Below are 23579 nucleotides of genomic sequence, written 5' to 3'. Positions count from 1 at the left end.
GGTGCTCAACGAGACCGTGCCCGCACCGGGCTGGGAGGTCGCCGGGGTCGCCGCACTGTTCGCCTTCGCGGTGTCCCTGACCTCGTTCGTCACGCCGCCCAGTGGCCGGCCGAGCCTCCTGCGCAACGCCAACGTCCTGGGCACCCTGTTCCACGAGGGCGGCCACGCGCTGGTGAGCCTGCTGACCGGCGGTGACGTCTCGCGCGTCGCCATCACCAGTCCGGGCGGCGGCTTCACCCAGCAGCAGCACGGCTCGGCCCTCGCCGCCGTGCTCGCCACCGCCGCGGGGTACGCGACGCCGCCGCTGGCCGGGCTGGGCGCGGCCGTGCTGCTGCACCGGGGACACGTCCAGGCCGTGCTCGTGCTGACCCTCGCCGCGCTGGTGTTCCTGCTGCTGTTCGCCCGGGACCTGCTCACCGTCGCCGTGATCGTCGTGGTGGGGGCGGTCGTGTACGCGGCCCTGCGCCACGCCCCGGAGTGGCTGCGCACCGGCATCGCCTACACCGAAGCCTGGCTGCTGCTGACCAGCGAGATCGACGGCGTGCGGATCCTCGTCGTCAACCGCATGCGCGCCGGCTTCCGCGACCGCACGGACGACGCCGCCGCACTGGCCCGGCGCACGGCCCTGCCGTCGCCGGTGTGGATCGGCGGGTGGTTCGTGTTCAACGGCTGGGCGGTGTGGCAGGCCTTCCCGCTGCTGTGGCCCTAGCGGGCCACCAGACCCGCTTCGTGGGCCAGCAACCCGGCCTGGGTCCGGTTGGCGCAGCCGAGCTTGACCAGCATGCGCGACACGTAGCTCTTCACCGTCGCCTCGGCCAGGTGCAGCTTCGCCGCGATGTCCGCATTGGACAGTCCGGAACCGAGGCAGGCCAGCACGTCGCGCTCGCGTTCGGTGAGACCCGCGGTGCGCCGGCGGGCGTCTTCGCCGCGTTCGCGGCCGTCCGACGACAGCGCCACCAGGCGGCGCGCGGCCGACGGCGACAGCACCGTGTGCCCGTCCGCCGCCACGCGGACCAGGCCGATCAGGTCCTCCGGCGGCGTCGACTTCACCAGGAAGCCCGCTGCGCCCGCGCGCAGCGCGCGGATCACGTACGTGTCCGCGTCGAACGTCGTCAGGGCCACCACCGCCGGCGGGTCCGGCAACGCCGTGATCCGCGCGATCGCCGTCAGCCCGTCCACGCCCGGCATCCGCAGGTCCATCAGCACCACGCGCGGCCGGTGCCGGATCACCGCCTCGACGGCTTCGGCGCCGTCGCCCGCCTGGGCGACCACCTCGATGTCGTCCGCCGAGCCCAGGATCGTGCGCAGGTGCGCGCACACCATCGGCTCGTCATCGACCACGAGCACCGGGATCACTGTGCGCGCCTTCCGCCGTCGGGACGTAGGCGGGCAGTATCGCACCGACCCGGAACCCGCCGCCGGGTTCCGGGCCCGCGGCGAACCGCCCGCCGACCAGTTCGACGCGCTGCCGCAGCCCCGCCAGCCCGGCCCCGGAGCCGCTGCCGGCCAGCGCCGGGTCGGGCGGCCGCGCGGCCGCCGTGCTCGCCACCGAGACGTCCAGACCACCCGGGTGGTAGCGCAGGCCCACCGTCGCCGACGCGCCCGGCGCGTGCTTGCGGACGTTCGTCAGCGCCTCCTGCACGAGCCGGTACGCCGTGCGCGCGACGGTCGGCGACACCTGCGCGGGATCGCCGTCCACCACCAGTTCCGTCGCCACCCCGACCGACCGGGACTCCTCGACCAGCCGCGCCGGGTCGCCGGGCTCGGCCGGGCTGAGCGTCCGCGGCCCGGTCTCGGCGCCGTTGCGCAGGACGCCGACCAGGTCGCGCAGCTCGTCCAGGGCCAGCGCGCCTTCGCGGCGGATGTCCTCGGCCGCCGTCCGCACGGCCGGGTCGGCCGACGTCACGCCGAGCGCGCCGGCGTGCAGCACCATCAGGCTGAGCCGGTGCGTGACGACGTCGTGCATCTCGCCCGCGAGCCGCCGCCGTTCCGCGGCCCTGGCCTGCTCGGCGAGCAGGTGCTGTTCGCGTTCGGCGCGTTCGGCCCGGTCGCGCAGGGACTGCAGCAGCTGCTTGCGGGCCTCGACGTAGAGCGTGATCGCGACCGGCAGCGCGGTGCTGAGCAGCCCGAACGGCGTGGTCGCCCAGCTCGGCGTCCACGGCCGCATGGCCACGACCGCGAGGATCCCGGCCAGCCACAGCACGGTCCGCCGGTCCAGCACCCGCACCGCCTGGGCCAGCAGCACCGGGGTGATGGTCGGCACGGTCGTCAGCGCGATCGGCTGCACCGGCACGAGCAGCCCGGGCGCGAACAGGTCGGAGGCCAGCATCGCGAACGCGGCGGCCGTGACGAACCCGGTCACCAGCGCCGGGAACCGGAACAGGAGCACCAGCGAGAAGTCGCAGAGCACCTGCAGCACCAGGCCGGCCGCCGGGCCGAGCGACCCGGTCGTCCGCTCGCCGAGGACCTGGTAGAGGACGTTGAGCCCGGCGAACACCACCGCCGGCAGGAACAGCCAGAAGGCGTCGGCGCGGCTGGGCCACATCGGCCGCCGGGTGCTGGTCACGCGATCACGGTATCCGCTGCCGCGGGCCGTCGCCCCGGATGCGCAACCAAAGTTGCCGGGTGCGCAACGTTCGTCGGCGCGAGCAGCGACGTCGTCGGGTTTCGCCGGGGTGGCGGCCGGCGGTGGACTGGGGACATGAACGAGCTGTCCCTGCCCGCACAGGCGTACCTGCTGGCGTGCGACACCGGGCGAAACCGGCTGCCGGACCGGGAGCGCGTGGCGTTGCTGGTCCGCGCGGCGGCGCTGACGGACCTGGTGCTGCGCGGCCGGATCACCGACGACGGCGGCCGTCCGGTGGTGGCCGGTGCCGGCGGCACCGGCCACCTGGTGCTCGACGACCTGCTCGCCGAGCTCGCCGCCGACCCGCACCGGAAGTGGCGTGCCCGGGTGCGCCGGGGTGCGCGCGAGACGTTGCGGTCCCTGGAGGCCCAGCTCGACGCGGCGGGAGTGATCACGCTGCGGACGTCACGGGTCCTGGGGGTGTTCCCGCGCCGCCGCCCGGAGGTCCGCGACCCGGCTTCCGCGGCCGCGCTGCACGAGTCGGTGCGGGCGGCGGTCCGCAGCGACGCACCGGTCTCCGCGGACGTCGCGGCCTTGACGTCCCTGGCCGCGGCGGTCGAGCTCGGCGCGGTGTTGCCGCGCGCTTCGCGCCGGCGTCACCGCGACCGGCTGGCCCGGCTGGCGGAGCAGTCGGGAGCCGCGGTCCCGGCCCTGCGCACGGTGATCCGCGAGCTGCAGGCCGCCCGCTCGGCAACGGTCGCCATGACGTCCGGAGGCGGCGGAGGCGGCGGCTGACGTCGTGTCGACCTCCTGATCACGCGTGTCGACCCCGGGATCACGCGCGTCGACCCTTCCCGCACAGCCGGCTTGTGTTCGAAGGGTCGACACGCGTGATTGAGGGGTCGACACGCGTGATCGGCGGGACGACACGGGGTCAGGGGGTGAAGAGGCGGTCGAGGTAGTAGTCCACTGTGGAGACCGCCTGGGCCGGGGTGCGGTGGCCCATCAGGATTTCCGAGCCCTGGGAGTCCGCGATGGCCCACAGCAGGGACGCCTCGGTCTCGGGGTCGGCCGACGCCGGGACGTCGCCCGCCTGCTGGGCCTCGCGGACCTGGCCGGCGAAGAACGCCAGCAGTTCCGGCATGCCCTCCCCGAAGGCCTTCGCCATCGCCGGGTCCGCCACGGCGCGGATGAAGTACGCGACGCCGATCAGGAAGTCGGCTTCGCTGTCGGGGTCGCGGGGCAGCATTTCCACCAGGCAGGCGCGCAGGATCGACCGCGGCGTCGGGGGGCCTTCGGCGAGCACCTTCGCGGTGATCCGCTCGCTGCGGAGCTTGTGGCGGTGCTCAAGGGCGTACCGCAGCATTTCGTCCTTGGTCCGGAAGTAGTGCTGCACCGACCCCATGGACAGGCCGGCTTCGGCCGCGACCTGGCGCAGGCTGACGCCTTCCAGCCCGGCGCGGGTGGTCAGCCGTTGCAGCGCCTCGGCGATCTGCACCCGGCGCTGCTCGTGGTCCACCTGTTTCGGCACGTCCGCTCCCGTTGTCATGCGACCGCATTGCGAAACCCGGGGGCTCGCGGTTACGATGCGGTCGCATTGTAAAACAACCTCGGGGGGTAACCGGTGGAGACCGGAAAACTGCGGCTGCGGCCACCACGGCACGCACTCGACCGCCGCGCTATCGCCTGGTGGCGCACGCAGGGAGCGCTGACGTTCGGGCCCGCGGTGCTCGTGCTCGCGGTCCTCGGCCTGCTGATCCCACCGGCGGCGGCCTGGCTGCTGGGACCGGCCGTCGTGGTCGCCGTGCTGGGGGTGGCGTGGTGCGCGGTCCTGCCGCGGTGGTGGTTCGGCCTGCACCGCTGGGAGGTGACCGAGACGGCGGTGTACGTGCGCTCGGGGTTCCTGTGGCAGGAGTGGCGGGTGGCGCCGCTGTCGCGCGTACAGACGGTCGACACCCTGCGCGGCCCGCTCCAGCAACGCTTCGGGCTCGCGACGGTCACGGTGACGACGGCTTCGGCCCGCGGAGCGGTCCGGCTGCGCGGCCTCGACGCCGAGGTAGCGGCGGACGTGGCCGAGCGGCTGACCGAACGCACGGACGCCACACCCGGGGACGCGACATGAGCGGCTGGCGCCGGCTCGACCGGCGGACTCTCGGCGTCACCGCGGTCGTCACGGCCGGGATCGCCGTGTCGGCCGGCACCCCGATCGCGATCGGGACGCGCTCGCTGTGGCTCGTCCCCGCCGCGGTGCTCCTCGTCGGCGCGGGCGTGCTCGTCGAATACCTCCGCTGGCGGTACACCCGGTTCCGCTGCACCGCCGAGCGCCTCGAAGTCGAGTTCCGCTTCGCCGTCCACACGCGCAAATCCCTGGCCCGCGAACGCATCCGCACCGTCGACCTGACGGCCAACCCGCTGCACCGCGCGTTCGGCGTCGCGGCGCTTTCCATCGGCACCGGGCAGCAGGAGCGGATCACCCTGTCCCCGCTCGCCAAAGCCGACGCCGAAGCGCTGCGCACCGAGCTCCTGCACCGGGCACAGTCCACTCACGACGGTCCACTCGCGACATTCGATCCACGGTGGATCCGTTACGCGCCCGTCTCCTTCGTCGCCCCGACGCTCGGCCTGACCGCGTTCGGCGCCCTGTTCAAGGTCGCCGACTGGTTCGGGGCGGGCGGCGGCCTCCTCGACTGGCTCCTCGGCCTCTTCGGCGACCTGCCGCTGGCCGTGAGCATCCTGCTCCTGCTGGTCCTCGCGATGACCGCCGGCGTGCTCGGTGCCCTGGGGCTGTTCGCCGAGATGTGGTGGCACTACCGGCTGGACCGCGAACCCGGCGGCACCCTGCGCGTCCGCCGCGGGCTGCTCACCACCCGGTCGACCACCATCGAGGAACGGCGCCTGCGCGGTGTCGAACTCGTCGAGCCGCTCGGTGCCCGGCTCGCCGGGGCCGCCCGCGTCGACGCCATCGCCACCGGCCTGCAGCAGGAGGACGACGACAAGACCGAGGCCAAGACCCTCCTGCCCGCGGCGCCGAAAGCCGTCGCGCACGACGTCGCGGCGCGGGTCCTCGGCGAGCGCATCGAGGCCGTCGACCTCGTGCCGCACCCGCTCGCCGCCCGGGGACGGCGGCTGCGGTGGGCGACGGCCGCCGTCCTGGTGCCGGTGCTCGTCCTGCTCCTGCTCGGCGTGCTGCTCACCGACGTCCTGCTGGTCGTCGCCGGCGCCTTGGCCGTCGTCGCGCTGCCGGTCGCCGTTCTCCTCGCCCGGGACGCCTACCGCGGCCTCGGCCACGGCCGCCACGGCCGGTACCTGGTCACGCGCGCGGGCGCGGTCCGGCGCGCCACAGCCGTGCTGGCCCGGGACGGCGTCATCGGCTGGACCGTGAAGCAGTCGGTGTTCCAGCGCCGCCGCGGCCTCGCCACCTTCACCGCGACCACGGCGGCGGGCACCGGCGCCTACGCGATCCTCGACGCCGACACCGGCGAAGGCCTGGCGTTCGCGGCGGCCGCCGTGCCGGGGGTGCTGACGCCGTTCCTCGAGACTTCGGCGCCTGCCGAAGCGTCGCGGACCTAGATTGCCGGGCATGGACGAATTCCGTGCCCTGCACGTCCCCGGAGCCCCGCTGCTGCTGCCCAACGCGTGGGAGTTCGGCGTCGGCGCCTTCCTCGCCGCGCAGGGCTTCCGCGCGCTGGGCACGACCAGCCTCGGCGTCTCGGCGGCCGCGGGGGAGCCGGACGGCGCGCCTTCGACGCGCGAAGCGACCGTCGCCCTCGCCACCCGCCTGGCGCGGCTGGACGCGCTCGTCAGCGTCGACATCGCCGACGGCTTCAGCACGGACCCGGCTGCGGTCGCCGGCCTCGCGGCCGAGCTGGCCGACGCCGGTGCCGTCGGCGTCAACCTCGAAGACGGCAGAGCCGACGGCTCGCTCGCCCCGGTCGACGTCCAGTGCGCACTGGTCGCCGCGGTCAAGGACCGGGTGCCCGGCCTGTTCGTCAACGCCCGGACGGACACGCACTGGGCGGGTGACCGCTCGCTCGCCGAGGCCGAGCGGCGGGTGCGGGCGTACGCGGCGGCGGGCGCGGACGGCGTCTTCGTGCCCGGCCTCGCCGAGCCGGGTGACGTCGAGCGGATCGTCGCCGCCGGCCTGCCGCTCAACCTGCTGTTCCTGCCCGGGAAGGTCACCGTCGCCGGCCTGGCGGACCTCGGCGTCGCGCGGATCAGCCTGGGGTCGCTGCCGTACCGGATGGCGCTCGCCGCCGCCGCCGAAACCGCGCTGGCCGTGCGCGACGGCCGTGACCTGCCGCTGACGCCGCCGTCGTACGCCGACGTCACCGCACTGCTGCCGTAAATCGGGTGAACCGGCCCGCCCGGATCTGCTTGCCTGGACGCATGCGCGCCTTCGGAACCGACTTCGCCGCCCCGCCCGGATACCTGAACACCCCCAGCGTGGGCATCCCGCCCGCCCCGGTCGCCGCCGCCGTGGCCGAATCCGTGGAACGGTGGCGGACCGGCGCGACCCGGCCGGGGGAGTTCGACGAGTACGTGGCGCGCTCGCGGGCCGGGTTCGCGCGGCTGCTCGGCGTCGAACCCGGGCGCGTCGCGAGCGGCGCGTCGGTCTCGCAGCTCGTCGCCAACGTGGCCGCGGCGCTGCCCGCGGGCACCCGCGTGCTCGCCGCCGAGGGCGACTTCACCAGCGTGACCTTCCCCTTCGCGGCGAACCCCGGCGTCACCGTGACCGAGGTGCCCCTGGACGTGCTGCCGTCGCGGGTCGAGGGCCACGACGTCGTCGCGGTGAGCGTGGTCCAGTCCGCCGACGGCCGGATCGCCGACCTGGCGGCGCTGCGGGCCGCGGCCGAGGCCGCCGGGGCGGCGGTGCTGCTCGACGCGACCCAGGCGGTCGGCTGGCTGCCGCTGGACGTCGCCTGGGCCGACTGGGTCGTCGGCGCCGGCTACAAGTGGCTCTGCTCGCCGCGGGGCACCGCGTGGCTCGCCGTGCGGCCGGACGCGCAGGAGCGCACCCGGGCGGTCGCGGCGAACTGGTACGCGGGCGACGACCCGTGGGCCACGGTCTACGGCCTCCCGCTGCGCCTGGCCGGCGACGCCCGCGCGTTCGACGTCTCGCCCGTCTGGCTGGCCCAGGTCGGGTCGGCGGTGGCACTGGAGTACTTCGCCGGTCTCGACCTCGCCCAGGTCCAGGCGCACAACACGGGCCTGGCCGACACGCTCTTGGAGAAGCTCGGCCTGCCGCCGCGCGGCACCGCGATCGTGTCGCTCGACGCGGACCCGGAGCGGGTGGCGGCGGCGGGCGTCGTGTCGAGCGTCCGCGGCGGCCGGGTGCGGGTCGGCTTCCACCTCTACAACACCCTTGACGACGTCGAACGCCTCTTACCCGCATTCGAGTGAACCGCGGCCGGCGGGTGAACTACCGTATGTCCCCGTGGTTGGTGCGCATTTCACCCCAGGCCCGTCCGACACGGCCCCGCTGGGCGCGGTCCCCCCGCAGCCCCGCCCGCCCGTGCCGGGCCCGCCGGCCCGCGACACCCGGTCGCTGCTGCTCAAGGGCGCCGGGCTGGTCGCGATCGCCGTCGTCTCCGGGCTGCTGTGGTTCCTGATCCGGCACGACTCGGCGCCGGACGAGCCGGTCGCGCAGCCGCCGGCCCAGAACACCGGGCAGTTCAAGTTCACGCTGGTCTCCGGGCCGGCGAGGACGACGGACTGCGCCGAGAAGTCCTACGGCAAGACGAAGGACTTCTTCGAGGACACCCCGTGCCAGTCGCTGGTCCGGGCGCTGTACACGACGGAGTCCGGCGGCGCGAAGGCGCTGGTGTCGGTGGCGCTCGTCGGCATGCCGGACTCGACGGCGGCGAAGGCCCTCAAGGAGCTGACCGAGCAGGACGGCACCGGCAACGTCACGGACCTGGTGAAGGACAAGACGTTCGCCGGCACCGGCACCCCGAGCGTGAGCGGCAAGGACGCGGCGTACTCGTCGAAGGTCGACGGCACGAACACGACGATCGTGCTGGCCGACTTCTACGCCAAGCACAAGGACAAGGCCCTGATCGAGCGGATCGCCGACGACGCACTCCGCCTGTCGGCCGACCTGCACTCCTGACCCGGGCCCCGAGCGCCCCAATGTGGCGTTGGTTGCGTCCAACGCACCGAACGCCACATTGGGTGCGCTGGACGCACCGAACGCCACATTGGGGCGCTTGAGCCGGGTCAGCTGTTCCGGCCGGGCATCGCGATCGCGGCCGGCTTCTCGCCCGCCTCGGCGCGCCAGGGGGTGCCCCGGCGGGCGGCCGCCACCAGTGCGTGCAGTGCCGTGGTGCGCAGGCCGGCGTCGTCGGTGTGGTCGATCACCGCGAGCCACGCCGACGCGCAGTCCGCCTCGGCCGTCGCCACCACCTGGGCCGCCGACTTCGCGTCCGTCACCGGGTTCTTCGGCACGTACGCGGCCTCCGGGGCCACCGGCGTCGCCCCGGCCGCCGCGAGCGCCGTCTGGAGGTAGTCGCGACGCAGGGCGTGCTCGGCCGCGCCCGCCTTCTCCGCGTCGCCGAAGTCGCCCGGCAGGAACGCGCTGACCAGCCCGTACACCCACACCGCGGCGTGCTCGGCCGCCAGCGCACCCTGCAGCGGGTCCACCGCCTCCGCGGGCACCGCGCCGGCCGGCACCGTGCCCACCTTCGGGGCGTCCTCGCCGGGGCCCAGCGCCGGGGCGATGCGCTGCAGCGACGCGCAGCCCGCCGCCACCGCCGCGACCAGCCCGGCGCGGTAGCGCGGCAGCCCGCCGACGAGGTCTTCGGCCTGCTTGCGCGCGGCCGCCAGGCGCTCCTTCATGGCACCCAGGTCCGCCGGCGCGGGCGGCTTCGGCGACGGCGTGGGCGTGGGCCGGTTCAGCCGGTCCACTTCGGACTTGAGGGCGGCCGCGTGTGCCGCGCGCGCGTCGGCGAGCTGGCCGGCGGCGTCGGCGTCCGCGCCCTTGGCCAGTGCCCGCGCGGCGTCGGCGTCCGCCTGGGCGGCGGCCAGCAGCGGCTGGAGCGGGTCGGGGCTTTCGTCGTAGCCGGGCCCGCAGGCGGCGAGGGGAACGGCCAGTGCGGCCAGCGCCCCCGCGCGGAGGGCGCCGCGGCGGGTCAGCTCGGTCGGTCTTCCGGTCACGCCGCCCCATCCTGCCAGGCCCCCGGGCGGCCCCGCCGCTCGCGCGGGGTGAGCGGGCGACCGGATAAGCTGGTCCACCACCGACCCGACCACCCAGCCCGAGCAAGGAGACCCCCACGTGCCAGGAGAACTCGCCAGCCGGCTTCAGCCGATAGTGGCCGAAGCCGTCACCGCCGCGGGTTTCGACCTCGACTCGTTCGAGGTGCAGCAGGCCGGCCGGCGGCAGCTGGTCAAGGTCGTCGTCGACGCCGACGACGGGGTCGGGCTGGACGAGGTCGCCGAGGTCAGCCGCAAGGTCTCGGCGGCGCTCGACGAGAACGACCACGTGCTGGCGAGCGCCTACACGCTGGAGGTCACCTCGCCGGGGCTCGACCGTCCGCTCACCCAGGCCCGCCACTGGCGGCGCGCGCGGTTCCGGCTGGTCAAGGTCACCCCGAACGACGGCGCGGCCTTCGTCGGCCGGGTCGGCCACGCGGGCGAACACGCCGCCCGCGTCCTCGAAGGCGGCAAGATCCGCGACGTCCGCTACGCCGACGTGGCGAAGGCGGTCGTGGAGATCGAGTTCAAGCAGCCGCCCGCCGAGGACCTGAAACTGCTCGAAGACGACGCGTCCGGCTTGATCGCGGCCGAGACGGAGAAGGGGTCGAAGTGAACGTCGACATCGCCGCGCTGCGGGCGATCGAACGGGACAAGGACATCCCCTTCGAAACGGTGATCGAGGCCATCGAGACGGCCTTGCTCACCGCGTACAAGCACACCGAGGGCCACCAGCCGCACGCCCGCATCGACATCGACCGCAAGACGGGCCTGGTGCGCGTGCTCGCGCACACGCTGACCCACGACGGCCAGGTCGACGAGGAGTGGGACGACACCCCCGAGGGGTTCGGCCGGATCGCCGCCACCACCGCGCGCCAGGTCATCCTGCAGCGGCTGCGCGACGCCGAGCACGAGAAGACCTTCGGCGAGTTCTCCACCAAGGAGGGCGAGATCGTCGCCGGCGTCATCCAGCGCGACGCCCGCGCGAACGCTCGCGGCATGGTCGTCGTCCAGGTGGGTGACACCGAGGGCGTGCTGCCGTCCGGCGAGCAGGTCGCCGGGGAGTCCTACGAGCACGGCAGCCGGATCAAGGCGTACGTGGTCACCGTGTCGCGCAGCAACCGCGGCCCGCAGATCACGCTCTCGCGCTCGCACCCGAACCTGGTGCGCAAGCTGTTCGCGCTCGAGGTGCCGGAGATCGCCGACGGCACCGTCGAGATCGCCGCCGTCGCGCGCGAGCCCGGGCACCGCACGAAGATCGCGGTCAAGTCCACCGTGCCGGGCGTCAACGCCAAGGGCGCCTGCATCGGCCCGGTCGGCGCGCGCGTGCGCAACGTGATGAGCGAGCTGGCCGGTGAGAAGATCGACATCATCGACTACTCCGAGGACCCCGCTCGGTTCGTCGGGAATGCGCTGTCGCCCGCGAAGGTTGTCTCGGTACGAGTCGTGGACGAACGGGCGAAGACCGCCCGCGTCGTGGTGCCGGACTTCCAGCTGTCGCTGGCGATCGGCAAGGAGGGCCAGAACGCCCGCCTCGCCGCCCGCCTGACCGGCTGGCGGATCGACATCCGCAGCGACGCCGCACCGGCGGACGACGAGGGTGATCAAGACCACGCACGTCCGCCGCGGCCCGCCGCGACAACCGGTTCGGCTGAGTGAAGGTCGAAGCGCTAGACTCAGGAGTGGTTCGAAGCCCGCGGCGGGTAGCCGAGCACCAGCCCCACCGGAATTCCCCGGTGCGGACTTGTGTCGGCTGCAAGCGGCGGGCATTGATCGGTGAGCTGCTGCGCGTGGTCGCGGTGGCCGGGCGGGTGGTCGTCGACGAGCGTCGGCGGCTGCCGGGCCGGGGGGCTTGGCTGCACCCCGACCCGGACTGCCTGGCCAAGGCCGAACGGCGCCGAGCCTTCCCGAGGGCCCTGCGGGCTCCCGGGGCGCTCGACGCCCGTGAGGTCCGCGAGCGCATCGGGCGCACCGAGGCACCACGGACCACGCACCACGAACCCGGGACGTCCCCGGGGTCGCGAGGAAGCAAGGAAGCAGGTCGACCCGTCATGAGTCAGCCGTGAAGCTGAAGCCATGAGCGTCAGACAATAAGGACGAGGTCAGCGGGGTTTTCCGCCTGGCCTCCCCTAGATGAGGAGAGTTGTGCCAGGCAAGGCCCGCGTACACGAGCTCGCGAAGGAGCTCGGCATCACCAGCAAGGACGTGCTCGCGAAGTTGAAGGAACAGGGCGAGTTCGTCAAGTCCGCGTCGTCCACGGTCGAGGCGCCCGTCGCCCGCCGTCTCCGCGACGCGTACGCCCCCAAGGGCGCCAAGAAGCCCACCCCCACTCCCGGTCCGTCGGCGCGCCCCGGCCCGCCGGCCGCCAAGCCCGGACCCGCCGCCCCGAAGCCTCCCGCGCCTGCCCAGCAGGCTCCGGCGGCCCAGTCGGCTCCGTCGGTCCAGTCGGCTCCGGCCGCACCCCAGCAGCAGGCGCCCGCGGCGGCGAAGCCGGCCACCCCGGGGCAGCGCCCCGGCCCGCGGCCCGGCCCGCGCCCGGCCACGCCCGCACCCCAGCAGCAGGTCCCGGCCGCCAAAGCCGAGGCTCCCGCCGCGCCCAAGCAGGACACCCCGGCCACGCCCCCCGCGGGCGGCACCGGTTCGGTCGTCCCGCCGAAGCCGCAGGGCCCCAAGCCCGGCGGTCCCAAGCCCGGCCCGCGCACCCCGCGCGTCGGCAACAACCCGTTCGGCGTCGGTTCCGGCGCCCCGGCCCCGCGCCCGCAGGCTCCGCGCCCGGGTGGCGGCCAGGGCGGCGACAACCGGCCCCCGCGTCCCGGCGGTGGCGCCGGCGGTGACCGTCCGGCCCCGCGGCCGGGTGGTGGCGCCGGTGGCAACCGGCCGAGCCCTGGCAACATGCCCCCGCGGCCGAACCCCGGCATGATGCCGGGCCGCACGCAGCGTCCCGCCGGTCCCGGCGGCGGTGCCCGCGGTGGTCCCGGTGGCGGCGCCCGTGGCGGCCCCGGCGGCGGCGGTCGTCCCGGTGGCGGCGGCGGTTTCCGCGGCGGTCCCGGTGGCGGTGGCGGCGGCGGTGGCTTCCGCGGCGGCCCCGGTGGCGGCGGCGGTGGCGGCGGCTTCCGCCCGGGTGGCGGCGGTCCCGGTGGGGGCGGCGCCCCGGCCGGTGGCGGCGGCTTCCGCGGTGGCGGCGGCGGTCGTGGCGGCCCCGGTGGCCGTGGCGGTACCGCGGGTGCCTTCGGGCGTCCCGGTGGTCCCTCGCGCAAGGGCCGCAAGTCGAAGCGGCAGAAGCGCCAGGAGTACATGGACAACATGCAGGCGCCCAGCGTCGGCGGCGTCCGCCTGCCCAAGGGCCAGGGCGAGACGATCCGGCTGCCGCGCGGTGCCTCGCTGACCGACTTCGCCGAGAAGATCGACGCCAACCCGGCTTCGCTGGTGCAGGTGCTCTTCCACCTCGGCGAGATGGTCACCGCGACGCAGTCCGTGTCCGACGACATCCTCGAGCTGCTCGGCGGCGAAATGAACTACAACGTTCAGGTCGTCAGCCCCGAGGAGGAGGACCGCGAGCTCCTGGAGACCTTCGACATCACGTATGGCGAAGACTCCGGCGAGGAAGAGGACCTGCAGGTCCGGCCGCCCGTCGTCACCATCATGGGTCACGTCGACCACGGTAAGACCCGCCTGCTCGACACGATCCGGAAGACGAAGGTCCGCGAGAGCGAGGCCGGCGGCATCACGCAGCACATCGGTGCGTACCAGATCGAGACCGAGCTCGAGGGCAACCCGCGGCTGATCACCTTCATCGACACCCCGGGTCACGAGGCGTTCACCGCCATGCGTGCCCGTGGTGCCAACTCGACCGACATCGCGGTGATCGTGGTGGCGGCCGACGACGGTGTGATGCCGCAGACGGTCGAGGCGATCAACCACGCGCAGGCCGCCAAGGCCCCGATCGTGGTCGCGATCAACAAGATCGACAAGGAAGGCGCGAACCCGGACAAGATCCGGCAGCAGCTGACCGAGTACGGCCTGGTCGCCGAGGAGTACGGCGGCGACACGATGTTCGTCGAGATCTCCGCGCGGCAGAACATCAACATCGACGGCCTGCTCGAGGCGATCCTGCTGACCGCGGACGCCGCTCTGGACCTCCGGGCCAACCCGGACATGGAGGCCCAGGGTGTCGCGATCGAGGCGCACCTCGACCGCGGCCGCGGCCCGGTGGCCACCGTCCTGGTCCAGCGCGGCACGCTGCGCGTCGGTGACTCGGTCGTGGCGGGTGACGCCTACGGCCGCGTCCGCCGGATGGTCGACGAGCACAACGTCGACGTCACCGAGGCGCTGCCCTCGCGTCCGGTCCAGGTCATCGGCTTCACGTCGGTGCCCGGCGCGGGCGACACCTTCCTGGTGGTCGACGAGGACCGCGTCGCCCGGCAGATCGCCGAGCGCCGGTCGGCTCGCACGCGCAACGCGCTCAACGCGTCGCGCCGCAAGCGGGTCAGCCTCGAGGACCTCGACTCCGCCTTGAAGGAGACGAACAGCCTCAACCTGATCATCAAGGGTGACAACTCGGGTACGGTCGAGGCCCTCGAAGCCTCGCTGCTCCAGCTGGACGTCGGCGACGAGGTCGAGCTGAACGTGGTCCACCGCGGTGTCGGTGGCGTGACCGAGTCGGACATCGACCTGGCGACCGCGTCCGACGCGATCGTCCTCGGGTTCAACGTCCGCGCCCAGGGCAAGGCGACCGAGCGGGCCACCCGCGAGGGCGTCGACGTCCGGTACTACACGGTCATCTACCAGGCGATCGACGAGATCGAGCAGGCCCTCAAGGGCATGCTCAAGCCGGAGTACGAAGAGGTCGAGCTGGGCCGCGCGGAGGTCCGCGAGGTCTTCAAGTCCTCCAAGATCGGCACGATCGCGGGTTGCCTGGTCATGTCCGGCGAGATCCGGCGCAACGCCCGGGCCCGTCTGCTCCGCGACGGCACCGTCGTGGCGGAGAACCTGCCGATCAGCTCGCTGCGGCGGTTCAAGGACGACGTGGTGGAGGTCCGCGAGGGCTACGAGTGCGGTCTGACGCTCGGTTCGTACGGCGACCTCAAGGTCGGCGACCTGATCGAGACGTACGAGCAGCGCGAAAAGCCGCGTTCCTGATTTCAGGGCCGGGTGCGCGCGGGAAGTCCCGCGCGCACCCGGCGCTTCCCTACTACACCACCAAAACTGCCTATGTTCGTCGGAGCTCTCGAGCTCGACATCCTGCTCGGCGACGTCCATTCGCTGAAGCAGAAGCGATCCGTGGTCCGTCCGGTGCTGGCCGAGGTGCGCAAGCGCTTCGCCGTGTCGGTGGCCGAGGCCGGGCACGCCGACCTGCACCGCCGCACCCTCATCGGGGTGGCCGTGGTCGCCGAAGGTGGCGAGCACGTGCGTGACGTGCTCGACTCGTGTGAGCGGTACGTGGCGAGCCGGCCGGAGTTCGAACTGCTCTCCGCGCGCCGTCGGCTGCTCGGACCGGACGATTGAAATCTTCCTAGGAGAACGACATGGCCGATCCTGCTCGGGCTCGCAAGCTCGCCAAGCGGATCTCGCAGATCGTCGCGTCGGCGATCGAACACGAGGTCAAGGACACCCGGCTGGACTACGTGACCATCACGGACACGAAGGTCACCGGCGACCTGCACGACGCCACGGTGTACTACACGGTCCTCGGGGAGAAGCTGGACGCCCCGCCGGACTTCGCCGGTGCCGCCGCCGCGCTCGAATCGGCGCGCGGGATGCTCCGCACCAAGGTCGGGCAGGGCACCGGCGTCCGCTACACGCCGACGCTGACCTTCGTCGCCGACACGATTCCCGAGGAGTCGAAGCGGATCGAGGACCTGCTCGCCAAGGCTCGTGAGGCCGACGCGGAGGTCGCGCGTCGCGCCGCCGAAGCCCAGCACGCGGGCGAAGCCGATCCGTACAAGGCTCCTCGCGAGACCGAAGACGCCGAAGACGACGAGTTCGCGGAGGAGGAGAGCCGGGGCTGACCCGTGCTCTCCCGCCGCGACCTGCTCGCCGGCAGCGCACTGGCGCTGCTGGCGGGCTGCTCGGCTCCGCAACCCCCGCCCGGCCCGCCCCCGGTGCCGGCGCCGACCCGCCCGTCGGCGTTGCCCGAGCCGGTGACGGTGCAGCGCATGCACTCCGCCGCCCGCGGCACCGACGTCGACCTGGTGCTCATCACGCCCGAAGGCGTCCCGGCCACGGGACTGCCCGTGTGCCTGGCCCTGCACGGCCGTGGTGCCCGGGCGCGGACGTTCCTCTCGCTGGGCGTCCCGGCGGTGCTCACGGCCGCGGTCCGTGCCGGAACGCCGCCGTTCGCCGTCGCGGCCCTCGACGGCGACCACTACTGGGTGAAAACCGGCGGTGCCGACGACCCGCAACGCATGCTCACCGACGAAGTCCCGGGCTGGCTGGCAGCCCGCGACCTGCGTCCGCCGTCGGCGGTGTTCGGCATTTCGATGGGCGGCTTCGGCGCGTTGCGGTTCGCCCGCGCCCACCCGGACCTGAAAGCGGTGGCGACGGCGAGCGCGGCGCTGTTCGTCAGCTGGCCGGACGCCCGCAGTCGCAAGGTGTTCGCCGACGAGGCGAACTGGCGGGCCGAGGAACCCCTGCTGCACCCGGCCGAGCTGCGCCCCGGCGGCCTGGGCGTGTGGTGCGGCGCGTCGGACCCGTTCCTCGGCGCGGACCGCAAGCTGGTGAGAGCCGTGAACCCGGAGGTGTCCCGGTTCACGCCGGGCGCGCACGATGACGAATACTGGCGGGGAGTACTGCCGGAGATCGTGGAGTTCGTGGGGGAGCGCCTGTCGTGACCGACCTGTCGGGCCTGTCCAAGGCCGTCTGGACCGACGCCGACTTCCCGCAGATGGGCTGGCACGACAGCCACGTCCACGCGGCTGCGCTCGTCGAGACCGAAGACGACCTCCCACCCGACCGGCTCGTGCTTGACCTGGACTACATCGTCCGCTGGGTCGAGCCGGCCCGGCGCGAGAAGCACTTCACGTTCTGGATCGCCCCGGCGACTCTCGTGTTCGACGAGGCGTGGGACATCACCGGCAACCTCGGCCCCCTGCACGACGGCTTGGAGCTCTCGGAGGTCCACCGCCTCGATCCACCGGACGACAAGCCGTACCCGGCGTGGCACCTGGAGGGGCACGAGTTCGACCTGAAGTTCCGCGCCCGCGGCTTCCGGCAGTACTTCCGCCGGCCGCCGCAGCACGTCGGCCGGCAGGTCCTGACCATGGCCCAGCGCGGGGGACTCAGCTTCGCAGAGCAGGCGTTCGGCTAGCGAAGAGAATTCCCTGCGAGACCTCGGCCTCGGGGTTCAGCAGCCATTCCGCGTCCACGGCGAACCCGGCTTCCCGCACCCGCCGGGCCAGCCACCACGGCTGCCGGAGGTGGACGTTGACCCGCATCGGGTGCCCGCCGTAGCCCTCGGTCTTGAGCCGGGTGCCCACGCCGACGTGGTACCCGATCACCAGCAGGCCGCCCGGCCGCAGCACGCGGTGGAAGTGGCCCAGCGCCGCCGGCACCGCCTCGTCCGGGACGTGGATCAGCGACCAGGACGCCAGCACCCCCGCCACCGACGCGTCCGGCAGCGCGAGGTCCGTCATGGACCCCACCTCGAAGCGCAGTCCGGGGTGTGACCGGCGGGCGAGCTCGATCATGCCCGGCGAGAGGTCGATCCCGGACGCGTCGACGCCCAGCGAAGCCAGGTACGCCGTGAAGTGCCCCGGGCCGCAGCCGACGTCCACCGCCGGCCCGTCGACCTGCGCGGCGAACAGCGTCAGCGCCGCCTTGAGGTACGGCTGCTCCTCGAGCGCGTCCGAAACGAACTCCGCGTAGCTCTCGGCGACCGTGTCGTACGAGGTGGCGGTGTCCGCGAGCCAGGTCATCGCGCGCGCAGACCGTCGAGGACCATGCCGAGCGCGCGCCGCCAGTCCGGGGCGGCCGTCGCCGCCGCGTACACGATCGCGAGGTCGGGCCCGCGGAAGTCCGGCCGCAGCGCGCCGGCCTCCTGGGCGCGCGAGATGACCCGGTCCAGCCGGGAGCCGTTGGCCTGCTTGGCTTTCTCCAGCGCCGAAGCCGGGTCGAACGTCCGCGAGCACACTTCGGTGAAGCCGCGGTCGGCGACCTGCATCTGCACCGTGCGTTCGAGGAACAGGACGAAACCCGCCCACGGGTCCTCGCACGCGAGGGCCTCTTCCAGCACGGCCTGCCCTTCTTCCAGCGCGGGCAGGAAGGCGGCTTCGATGAGGTCCGCCCGCGTCGGGAACCGGTTGTAGAGGGTGCCGATCGCGACCTCGGCGCGGCGCGCGATCTCGTCGAGCGGGGCGTCGACGCCCTTGGCGCCGAACACCTCCCGCGCCGCGGCGACGAGCGCTTCCCGGTTGCGCCGGGCGTCCGCGCGCAGGGGACGTTGCTCGACGGTCACGTTCGGAGAGTATAGCGACGGCGCTTCAGGAAGCCGGCTTCACCGCGACGACCAGGTCGCGCAGGATGGCCTGGTCCACCCGGTGCGCGAACTCCGCCCACGGCCCGCCCTCGCGGACGTCGAGCCCGGCCTTCCGCAGCACCTCGACGAGCTCCTCCCGCGGCAGCACGGTGGTGTTCCACGAAATCCCGAGCGCCCCGCCGGGCTTGAGCACCCGCGTCCACACCGGGACGGCCGCGGCGAGCAGGTCGCGCGGGCTGCGCTGCAGGCCCGCCTCGCGGTGGCTGCCGTGCTGGACGCCGTAGGGCGCGTCGGTGACGATCACGTCGCAGGAGTTGGCCCGCAGCACCTCGTCGGTGGTCAGCGTGTCGGCGTTGAAGTAGGTGAGCTTGCGCGTGTCGCCCGCTTTGTACGCTTCCTTGTCCAGCGCGTACTCGATGTCGAGCCGGCGGCCGAGCCGGACCTTGTTTCGCCGCAGCTGGCCCGACTCCGCGGTGTGCTTGACCCGCTTGTTCCGCAGCCACGTCTTGATGAAGGCCTCGTAGGCCTCGAAGTCCTTGGCGTCGACGTCCAGGCCGGTCGCGTGCAGGCCGTACATCATCGCCTGGTTGAGCGTGGTGCCGCGGCCGCACAGCGGGTCGAGCAGGTACTTCGGCCGGTCCGAGAACGGGTCGGCCGTCGCCAGCAGCGTCACGTTCACCAGCAGCTTGGTGAACAGCTCGTTGGTCTTGCCCGCGTACTTCTGGATGGTCAGCAGGTCGGAGTCGGCCTTCGCCAGCGGCGTCACCGGCACCGGGCGCAGGACGCCTTCGCCCAGCTCGAACAGCGCGTACAGCGAGGAGACGTTCGACAGCAGCGCGAGGTCGCGCTCGCCCAGCGGCGCCGAGCTGGTGAAGCGCACGTAGCCGACGCCGCCGAGCTCGACCTCCTCGATCGCGGACAGCTCGGCCGCCAGGCCCGCGCCGAACACCGCCAGTTCGGCGCGCAGCAGCGCGGGGGAGGAGGCGGCGTAGACCCGGTTGGCCGAGGGGTAGACCAGCATCGCGTACTCAGGCATCCCGCAGAGCGTAGCGTGACGCACTGTGACCTCTACTTCGGCTTCGGCGCAGGACATCCGGGACGCGGCGGCACTGCTCGCGTCGGCCGGCGACGTGACGATCCTCGGCCACGTGCGGCCGGACGCGGACGCGCTGGGCAGCGCGCTGGCCCTCGGGCGGGCGCTGCGGCAGCGCGGCGCCCGGGTGCGCGTCTCCTTCGGCGAGCCCGACGAGGCCCCGGAGACGCTGCGGTGGCTCGACGAGGACGGGCTGCTCACCCACCCGGACGACCTCCCGGACTCCGAGGAACTGCTCGTGTGTGTCGACACGCCGACACCGAAGCGGCTCGGCCGGCTCGCCGGGCGCGTCGAGCTGGCCGGTGCGGTGCTGGTGATCGACCACCACGCGACGAACACGTACTACGGCACCTGCCACGTCGTCGACGAGCGCGCCGAGGCCAGCGCGGTCCTGGTGTTCCGCGTCCTGGAGGCGCTGGGCGCCGAGCTGGACGAGCCGATCGCCCGCGGGCTCTACGCGGGGATCGTCACCGACACGAGCGGCTTCCGCAGGGCGAGCCCGGAAACCCACCGGATGGCGGCCCGGCTGCTGGAGGCGGGCGCCGACCCGGAGGCCATCGTGCGGAAGATCGTCGACGAGCGCCCGTTCGCCTGGCTCCCGATGCTTTCGGCGGTGCTGCGCGAGGCCCGCCTGGAGCCGGAAGCCGCCCAGGGCCGCGGTTTCGTGCACGCGGTGGTCGGCCTCGAGGCGGCGCGGAGTGTCCGCGGCGAGGAGGTCGAGTCGGTGATCGACGTCATCCGTTCGGTCCGCGAGGCGGCGGTCGCGGCAGTGCTCAAACAGGACCCGGCCCAGCCCGGGCAGTGGCAGATCTCGTTGCGCAGCATCGGAATCGACGTCTCGGCGGTGGCGGCGGAGTTCGGCGGCGGCGGCCACCGGCAGGCGGCGGGGTGCACGATCGCGGGGTCCGCGTCGGACGTCGTCGCCGGCCTGCGCGAGGCCCTGGAACGGGCGCCGCTGCTGTAGCGCCTCACCCGCGACGTCATGAAAGAGTCGTTCATGACATCCGGCGTCATGAACGACTCTTTCATGACGTCCGGAGGTGGCGCGTCGGATGGCGGGGCCGGAAAGTTCCCCGGTTCCCGCCGGTCAGAACTGTCGGTGGTGGCGGTTAGAGTCCGGTTCGTGGTGAACGTGGAGGAAACCGAGCGGGTTCCGGCGAAGCGCGTGCTCGGCCTGGCCGTGCCCGCGCTGGGCGTGCTGGCCGCCGAGCCGTTGTACGTGCTGGTCGACACCGCCGTGGTCGGCCACCTCGATGCGCTGTCGCTGGCCGGGCTCGCGCTCGGCGGCGTCGTGCTGGCCCAGGTGTCGAGCCAGCTGACGTTCCTCTCCTACGGCACGACGTCCCGCACCGCGCGGCTGCACGGCGCCGGCCGCCGGGCCGACGCCGTCCGCGAAGGCGTGCAGGCGACGTGGCTGGCCGTGTTCGTCGGGCTCGTCGTGCTGGCCGCCGGGCAGCTGCTGGCCTGGCCGGTCGCGCGGGTGCTCTCGGGCAGCGACGAGATCGCGTCCGCTGCCGTGTCGTGGCTGCGGATCGCCTTGTTCGGGGCGCCGCTGATCCTCGTCACCATGGCGGGCAACGGCTGGATGCGCGGAGTGCAGGACGCCGCGAAGCCGTTGCGGTACGTGCTGGCGGGCAACGGGATCTCGGCCGTGCTGTGCCCGGTGCTCGTCTATGGGGCGGGGCTGGGGCTGGAGGGTTCGGCGATCGCGAACGTCGCCGCGCAGGTGATCTCGGCGGGGCTGTTCTTCGCGGCCCTGGCACGCGAGAAGGTCGGGCTGCGGCCGGACTTCAAGGTGATGCGCGCCCAGCTCGGCCTCGGCCGCGACCTGGTGCTGCGGAGCCTGGCGTTCCAGGCGTGCTTCGTCTCGGCGGCGGCCGTCGCGGCCCGCACGTCCACCGAAGCGGTCGGCGCGCACCAGGTGGTGCTGCAGCTGTGGACGTTCCTCGCGCTGGTGCTCGACTCGGTGGCGATCGCCGCCCAGTCGCTGGTCGGGGCGGCACTGGGCGCGAACGCGGCCCGGCAGGCGCGCGGGGTCGCGTCGCAGATCACCGGGTACGGCCTGCTGATGGGCTGCTTCCTGGGCGTGCTGTTCGCGGCGCTGGCGTGGGTGCTGCCGCACGCGTTCACGTCCGACCCGGGCGTGCTGGCGGAGATCCCGCACGCGTGGTGGTTCTTCGTGGCCCTGCAGCCGATCGCCGGCGTGGTCTTCGCCCTGGACGGAGTCCTGCTGGGCGCGGGCGACGCGGCCTTCCTCCGCAACGCGACGCTCGGCAGCGCGGCGCTGGGCTTCCTCCCGCTGATCTGGGCATCGCTGGGCTTCGGCTGGGGCCTCACGGGCATCTGGACCGGCCTCTCGCTGTTCATGGTCCTCCGCCTGGCGGCGGTCCTGGCCCGCTGGCGCTCCGGAAACTGGGCGATCACCGGCGCCACCCGCCCCGCCTGAAACCCGTAACTCGCGTGATCAAACCCGTCACTCGCGTGATCAGAGCCGGATCTCGCGAGTGACGGCCCCAATCACGCGAGTTCCGGCCTCAATCACGCGAGTCACGCCCCTGAGCACGGGTGGGGGTTACCTGTGGGGAAAACCACCCGGGTCGTGGCTATGGTTCGTGGTTGCTTAGGCGATACAAGTACTAGGGACGGCAGCGTGGGCGTCCTGCGCCCCGCACCCGCTCTACCCTGGAGGAACCTGTGCCCGCCCCCGGCCGTGCCACCGCCCGGTCCTGGCTGATCTGGCTCGCCGCCGTCACCGTCTACCTCCTCGCCGTCTTCCACCGGACGTCCTTCGGCGTCGCCGGGCTGCAGGCCGCCGAACGCTTCGGTGTCGGCGCGGCCGCGCTCGGGACCTTCACCGTCCTGCAGGTCGGCGTCTACGCCGCGATGCAGATCCCGACCGGCGTCCTGGTCGACCGCTACGGTCCCCGCCGCGTCCTCACCGTCGCCGTGCTGGTGCTCGGCGCCGGCCAGCTCCTGCTCGGTGTCGCCGGCTCCTACGGCGTCGGCCTGGTCGCCCGCGGTGTCCTCGGCCTCGGCGACGCGCTCACCTTCGTCAGCGTCCTGCGCCTGGTCGCGGCCCACTTCCCGGGCCGCCAGTACGCCCTGCTGACGTCGTTCACCGCGGCCGTCGGCTACATCGGCAACCTCGCCGCCACCGTCCCGCTCGCCCTCGTCCTCGACGGTGCAGGCTGGACCCCGACCTTCCTCGCGGTCGGCGCCGTCACCGTCCTCTACACCGTCGTCGTGGCCCTGCGGGTCCGCGACGTCCCGGCCGGCGAACAGCGACCCGTCCGCGAAGAGGTCCGTCCCCGCGAGCTCGCCCACCAGGTCGCCGAGGCCTGGCGGACGCCGGGGACGCGCCTGGGCTTCTGGGTCCACTTCAGCACGATGTTCGCCCCGAACGCCCTGACGCTGCTGTGGGGCGTCCCCTGGCTGGTCCAGGGCCAAGGCCAGTCGAAGGCGACGGCGAGCGCGCTGCTCACCGTCTTCGTCTTCGGCTCGATGGCGGGCGGCCCGTTCCTCGGCGGCCTGATCGGCCGCCGCCCGTCGCTGCGGATGCCGCTGGTCGGCGGCTACATCGGCGGGGCCGCGGTGGTCTGGGCGGTGCTGCTGGGCTGGCCGGGCCAGGTGCCCCTGCCGGTGCTGGTGCCCGCGTTCGCCCTCCTCGCCCTCGGCGGCCCGGCGTCGATGATCGGCTTCGCCCTCGCCCGCGACTACAACCCGCTCAGCCGCGTCGGCACGGCGACCGGCGTGGTCAACGTCGGCGGCTTCGTGGCGACGACGATCGCCGCGCTCGCGGTCGGCGTCCTCCTGCAGCTGACCGGCGGCGACTTCCGGCTGTCGCTGCTGGCCCTGGTCGCGGTCCTGGCGTTCGGCACGGTCCGGATGCTCGTGTGGTGGCGCCGGACCCGCACCCACCTGTTCCTCGCCGAGGCCCGCGGCGAGGAGCTGCCGGTGCGGATCACCCGCCGCCGCTGGGACGCGGCCCTGCCGGAGACGCCGATCGTGGCCGCCTGATCACCCGCCGCGCCGTGACCCGCGCCGCTCGTGAGCGGGTACGGCCCGCGGCGACGAGTGCAGGGGTGACCCGCTCCAGCCCGGTTCCCCGGCGAGCCGCACGGCGCCGGCACGCGCGAGACCCCGATCGCGGCGGCAGACCCAAGCGCCCCAATGTGGCGTTCGGTGCGTCAGACGCACCGAACGCCACATTGGGTGCGTCCAACGCAACCAACGCCACATTGGGGCGCTGGCGAGGGCCC

Annotated in this window: 25 protein-coding genes; 18 read left to right on the top strand and 7 right to left on the bottom strand. The window is 73.5% G+C overall.

Going from position 1 to position 23579, the window contains the following annotated elements:
* The first annotated feature begins 1 nt into the window (after position 1).
* Positions 2-709: a M50 family metallopeptidase gene (locus BLW76_RS35040; RefSeq protein WP_091315661.1), complete on the top strand. Its 708-nt coding sequence runs from the start codon at positions 2-4 to the stop codon at positions 707-709.
* Here the strand turns inward: BLW76_RS35040 and BLW76_RS35035 are convergent.
* Together BLW76_RS35035 and BLW76_RS35030 are read right to left on the bottom strand one after the other, a co-directional pair.
* On the bottom strand, positions 706-1356 hold the full coding sequence (locus tag BLW76_RS35035; RefSeq protein WP_091315658.1) for a response regulator: 651 nt from the start codon (positions 1354-1356) through the stop codon (positions 706-708). The two genes, BLW76_RS35040 and BLW76_RS35035, sit on opposite strands and share 4 nt — an antisense overlap.
* A complete protein-coding gene (locus tag BLW76_RS35030; RefSeq protein ID WP_091315657.1) occupies positions 1331-2566 on the bottom strand; it encodes a sensor histidine kinase in 1236 nt (411 codons plus the stop codon). The genes BLW76_RS35035 and BLW76_RS35030 overlap by 26 nt, the downstream gene beginning before the upstream one ends.
* A 135-nt stretch (positions 2567-2701) precedes the next feature.
* Between BLW76_RS35030 and BLW76_RS35025 the strand changes: the two genes are divergently transcribed.
* Positions 2702-3361, top strand: coding sequence for a GOLPH3/VPS74 family protein (locus tag BLW76_RS35025; RefSeq protein WP_091315654.1), 660 nt, complete (start codon positions 2702-2704; stop codon positions 3359-3361).
* 139 nt (positions 3362-3500) lie between these two features.
* Here the strand turns inward: BLW76_RS35025 and BLW76_RS35015 are convergent, their stop codons facing one another.
* Entirely contained in the window at positions 3501-4097 is a 597-nt protein-coding gene (locus BLW76_RS35015; protein WP_244170458.1) for a TetR/AcrR family transcriptional regulator, read from the bottom strand.
* A 93-nt stretch (positions 4098-4190) separates the two neighbouring features.
* Between BLW76_RS35015 and BLW76_RS35010 the strand changes: the two genes are divergently transcribed.
* From BLW76_RS35010 to BLW76_RS34990, 5 genes are all read left to right on the top strand, one after another.
* Positions 4191-4688: a PH domain-containing protein gene (locus BLW76_RS35010; RefSeq protein ID WP_091315649.1), complete on the top strand. Its 498-nt coding sequence runs from the start codon at positions 4191-4193 to the stop codon at positions 4686-4688.
* Positions 4685-6136 carry a PH domain-containing protein gene (locus BLW76_RS35005; protein WP_091315647.1) on the top strand — a complete coding sequence of 484 codons (1452 nt, stop codon included), beginning with the start codon at positions 4685-4687 and terminating at the stop codon, positions 6134-6136. The genes BLW76_RS35010 and BLW76_RS35005 overlap by 4 nt, the downstream gene beginning before the upstream one ends.
* Before the next feature lie 10 nt (positions 6137-6146).
* Positions 6147-6911 carry an isocitrate lyase/PEP mutase family protein gene (locus BLW76_RS35000; RefSeq protein WP_091320251.1) on the top strand — a complete coding sequence of 255 codons (765 nt, stop codon included), beginning with the start codon at positions 6147-6149 and terminating at the stop codon, positions 6909-6911.
* 41 nt (positions 6912-6952) lie between these two features.
* Complete coding sequence (locus BLW76_RS34995; protein ID WP_091315645.1) at positions 6953-7966, top strand: aminotransferase class V-fold PLP-dependent enzyme; 1014 nt, start codon at positions 6953-6955, stop codon at positions 7964-7966.
* A 112-nt stretch (positions 7967-8078) separates the two neighbouring features.
* On the top strand, positions 8079-8675 hold the full coding sequence (locus BLW76_RS34990) for a hypothetical protein (RefSeq protein ID WP_091315642.1): 597 nt from the start codon (positions 8079-8081) through the stop codon (positions 8673-8675).
* Positions 8676-8782: 107 nt separating this feature from the next.
* Here BLW76_RS34990 and BLW76_RS34985 read toward each other — a convergent pair whose 3' ends face one another.
* On the bottom strand, positions 8783-9718 hold the full coding sequence (locus tag BLW76_RS34985; RefSeq protein WP_091315641.1) for a ferritin-like domain-containing protein: 936 nt from the start codon (positions 9716-9718) through the stop codon (positions 8783-8785).
* 118 nt (positions 9719-9836) lie between these two features.
* Between BLW76_RS34985 and rimP the strand changes: the two genes are divergently transcribed.
* The 8 genes from rimP (at position 9837) to BLW76_RS34945 (ending at position 17060) form a co-directional block, all read left to right on the top strand.
* Positions 9837-10370 carry a ribosome maturation factor RimP gene (gene rimP / locus BLW76_RS34980; RefSeq protein WP_091315638.1) on the top strand — a complete coding sequence of 178 codons (534 nt, stop codon included), beginning with the start codon at positions 9837-9839 and terminating at the stop codon, positions 10368-10370.
* The gene (nusA, locus tag BLW76_RS34975; protein WP_043785288.1) at positions 10367-11413 is read left to right on the top strand and encodes a transcription termination factor NusA; all 1047 of its coding nucleotides are present in this window, start codon (positions 10367-10369) and stop codon (positions 11411-11413) included. The genes rimP and nusA overlap by 4 nt, the downstream gene beginning before the upstream one ends.
* 77 nt (positions 11414-11490) lie before the next feature.
* Positions 11491-11820, top strand: a complete 330-nt coding sequence (locus BLW76_RS34970; RefSeq protein WP_091315636.1) for a YlxR family protein — start codon at positions 11491-11493, stop codon at positions 11818-11820.
* Positions 11821-11899: 79 nt separating this feature from the next.
* Entirely contained in the window at positions 11900-14893 is a 2994-nt protein-coding gene (infB, locus tag BLW76_RS34965; protein WP_091315634.1) for a translation initiation factor IF-2, read from the top strand.
* Positions 14894-14965: 72 nt separating this feature from the next.
* Positions 14966-15259 (top strand): DUF503 domain-containing protein, encoded by a 294-nt coding sequence (locus BLW76_RS34960; RefSeq protein WP_091315631.1) that lies wholly within the window; start codon positions 14966-14968, stop codon positions 15257-15259.
* 20 nt (positions 15260-15279) lie between these two features.
* Positions 15280-15762 (top strand): 30S ribosome-binding factor RbfA, encoded by a 483-nt coding sequence (rbfA, locus tag BLW76_RS34955; RefSeq protein WP_091315625.1) that lies wholly within the window; start codon positions 15280-15282, stop codon positions 15760-15762.
* 3 nt (positions 15763-15765) lie between these two features.
* Positions 15766-16584, top strand: coding sequence for an alpha/beta hydrolase (locus BLW76_RS34950; protein WP_091315622.1), 819 nt, complete (start codon positions 15766-15768; stop codon positions 16582-16584).
* Positions 16581-17060 (top strand): hypothetical protein, encoded by a 480-nt coding sequence (locus BLW76_RS34945; RefSeq protein ID WP_091315619.1) that lies wholly within the window; start codon positions 16581-16583, stop codon positions 17058-17060. The genes BLW76_RS34950 and BLW76_RS34945 overlap by 4 nt, the downstream gene beginning before the upstream one ends.
* Here BLW76_RS34945 and BLW76_RS34940 read toward each other — a convergent pair.
* The 3 genes from BLW76_RS34940 to BLW76_RS34930 are packed head-to-tail and all read right to left on the bottom strand — an operon-like array spanning position 17032 to position 19263.
* Complete coding sequence (locus tag BLW76_RS34940) at positions 17032-17667, bottom strand: class I SAM-dependent DNA methyltransferase (protein WP_091315617.1); 636 nt, start codon at positions 17665-17667, stop codon at positions 17032-17034. The genes BLW76_RS34945 and BLW76_RS34940 overlap by 29 nt on opposite strands.
* Positions 17664-18206: a TetR/AcrR family transcriptional regulator gene (locus BLW76_RS34935; protein WP_091315614.1), complete on the bottom strand. Its 543-nt coding sequence runs from the start codon at positions 18204-18206 to the stop codon at positions 17664-17666. Before BLW76_RS34935 ends, BLW76_RS34940 begins: the two co-directional genes overlap by 4 nt.
* A gap of 25 nt (positions 18207-18231) precedes the next feature.
* On the bottom strand, positions 18232-19263 hold the full coding sequence (locus BLW76_RS34930; protein ID WP_208613454.1) for a TRM11 family SAM-dependent methyltransferase: 1032 nt from the start codon (positions 19261-19263) through the stop codon (positions 18232-18234).
* 25 nt (positions 19264-19288) lie between these two features.
* Here BLW76_RS34930 and BLW76_RS34925 point away from each other — a divergent pair, with 25 nt between their 5' ends.
* The 3 genes from BLW76_RS34925 to BLW76_RS34915 all read left to right on the top strand — a co-directional run bounded on the left by BLW76_RS34925 (position 19289) and on the right by BLW76_RS34915 (position 23337).
* Positions 19289-20284 carry a DHH family phosphoesterase gene (locus BLW76_RS34925; protein WP_091315609.1) on the top strand — a complete coding sequence of 332 codons (996 nt, stop codon included), beginning with the start codon at positions 19289-19291 and terminating at the stop codon, positions 20282-20284.
* Between the two features lie 162 nt (positions 20285-20446).
* Positions 20447-21766, top strand: coding sequence for an MATE family efflux transporter (locus BLW76_RS34920; protein ID WP_091320250.1), 1320 nt, complete (start codon positions 20447-20449; stop codon positions 21764-21766).
* Positions 21767-22014: 248 nt separating this feature from the next.
* Positions 22015-23337, top strand: a complete 1323-nt coding sequence (locus BLW76_RS34915; RefSeq protein ID WP_091315606.1) for an MFS transporter — start codon at positions 22015-22017, stop codon at positions 23335-23337.
* The last annotated feature ends 242 nt before the right edge of the window (positions 23338-23579 follow it).

Source organism: Amycolatopsis tolypomycina (assembly GCF_900105945.1).
Taxonomy (GTDB): Bacteria; Actinomycetota; Actinomycetes; order Mycobacteriales; family Pseudonocardiaceae; genus Amycolatopsis; species Amycolatopsis tolypomycina.
The sequence above is the reverse complement of the archived record's forward strand: the minus strand, read 5'-3'. Positions and strand labels throughout refer to the sequence as shown.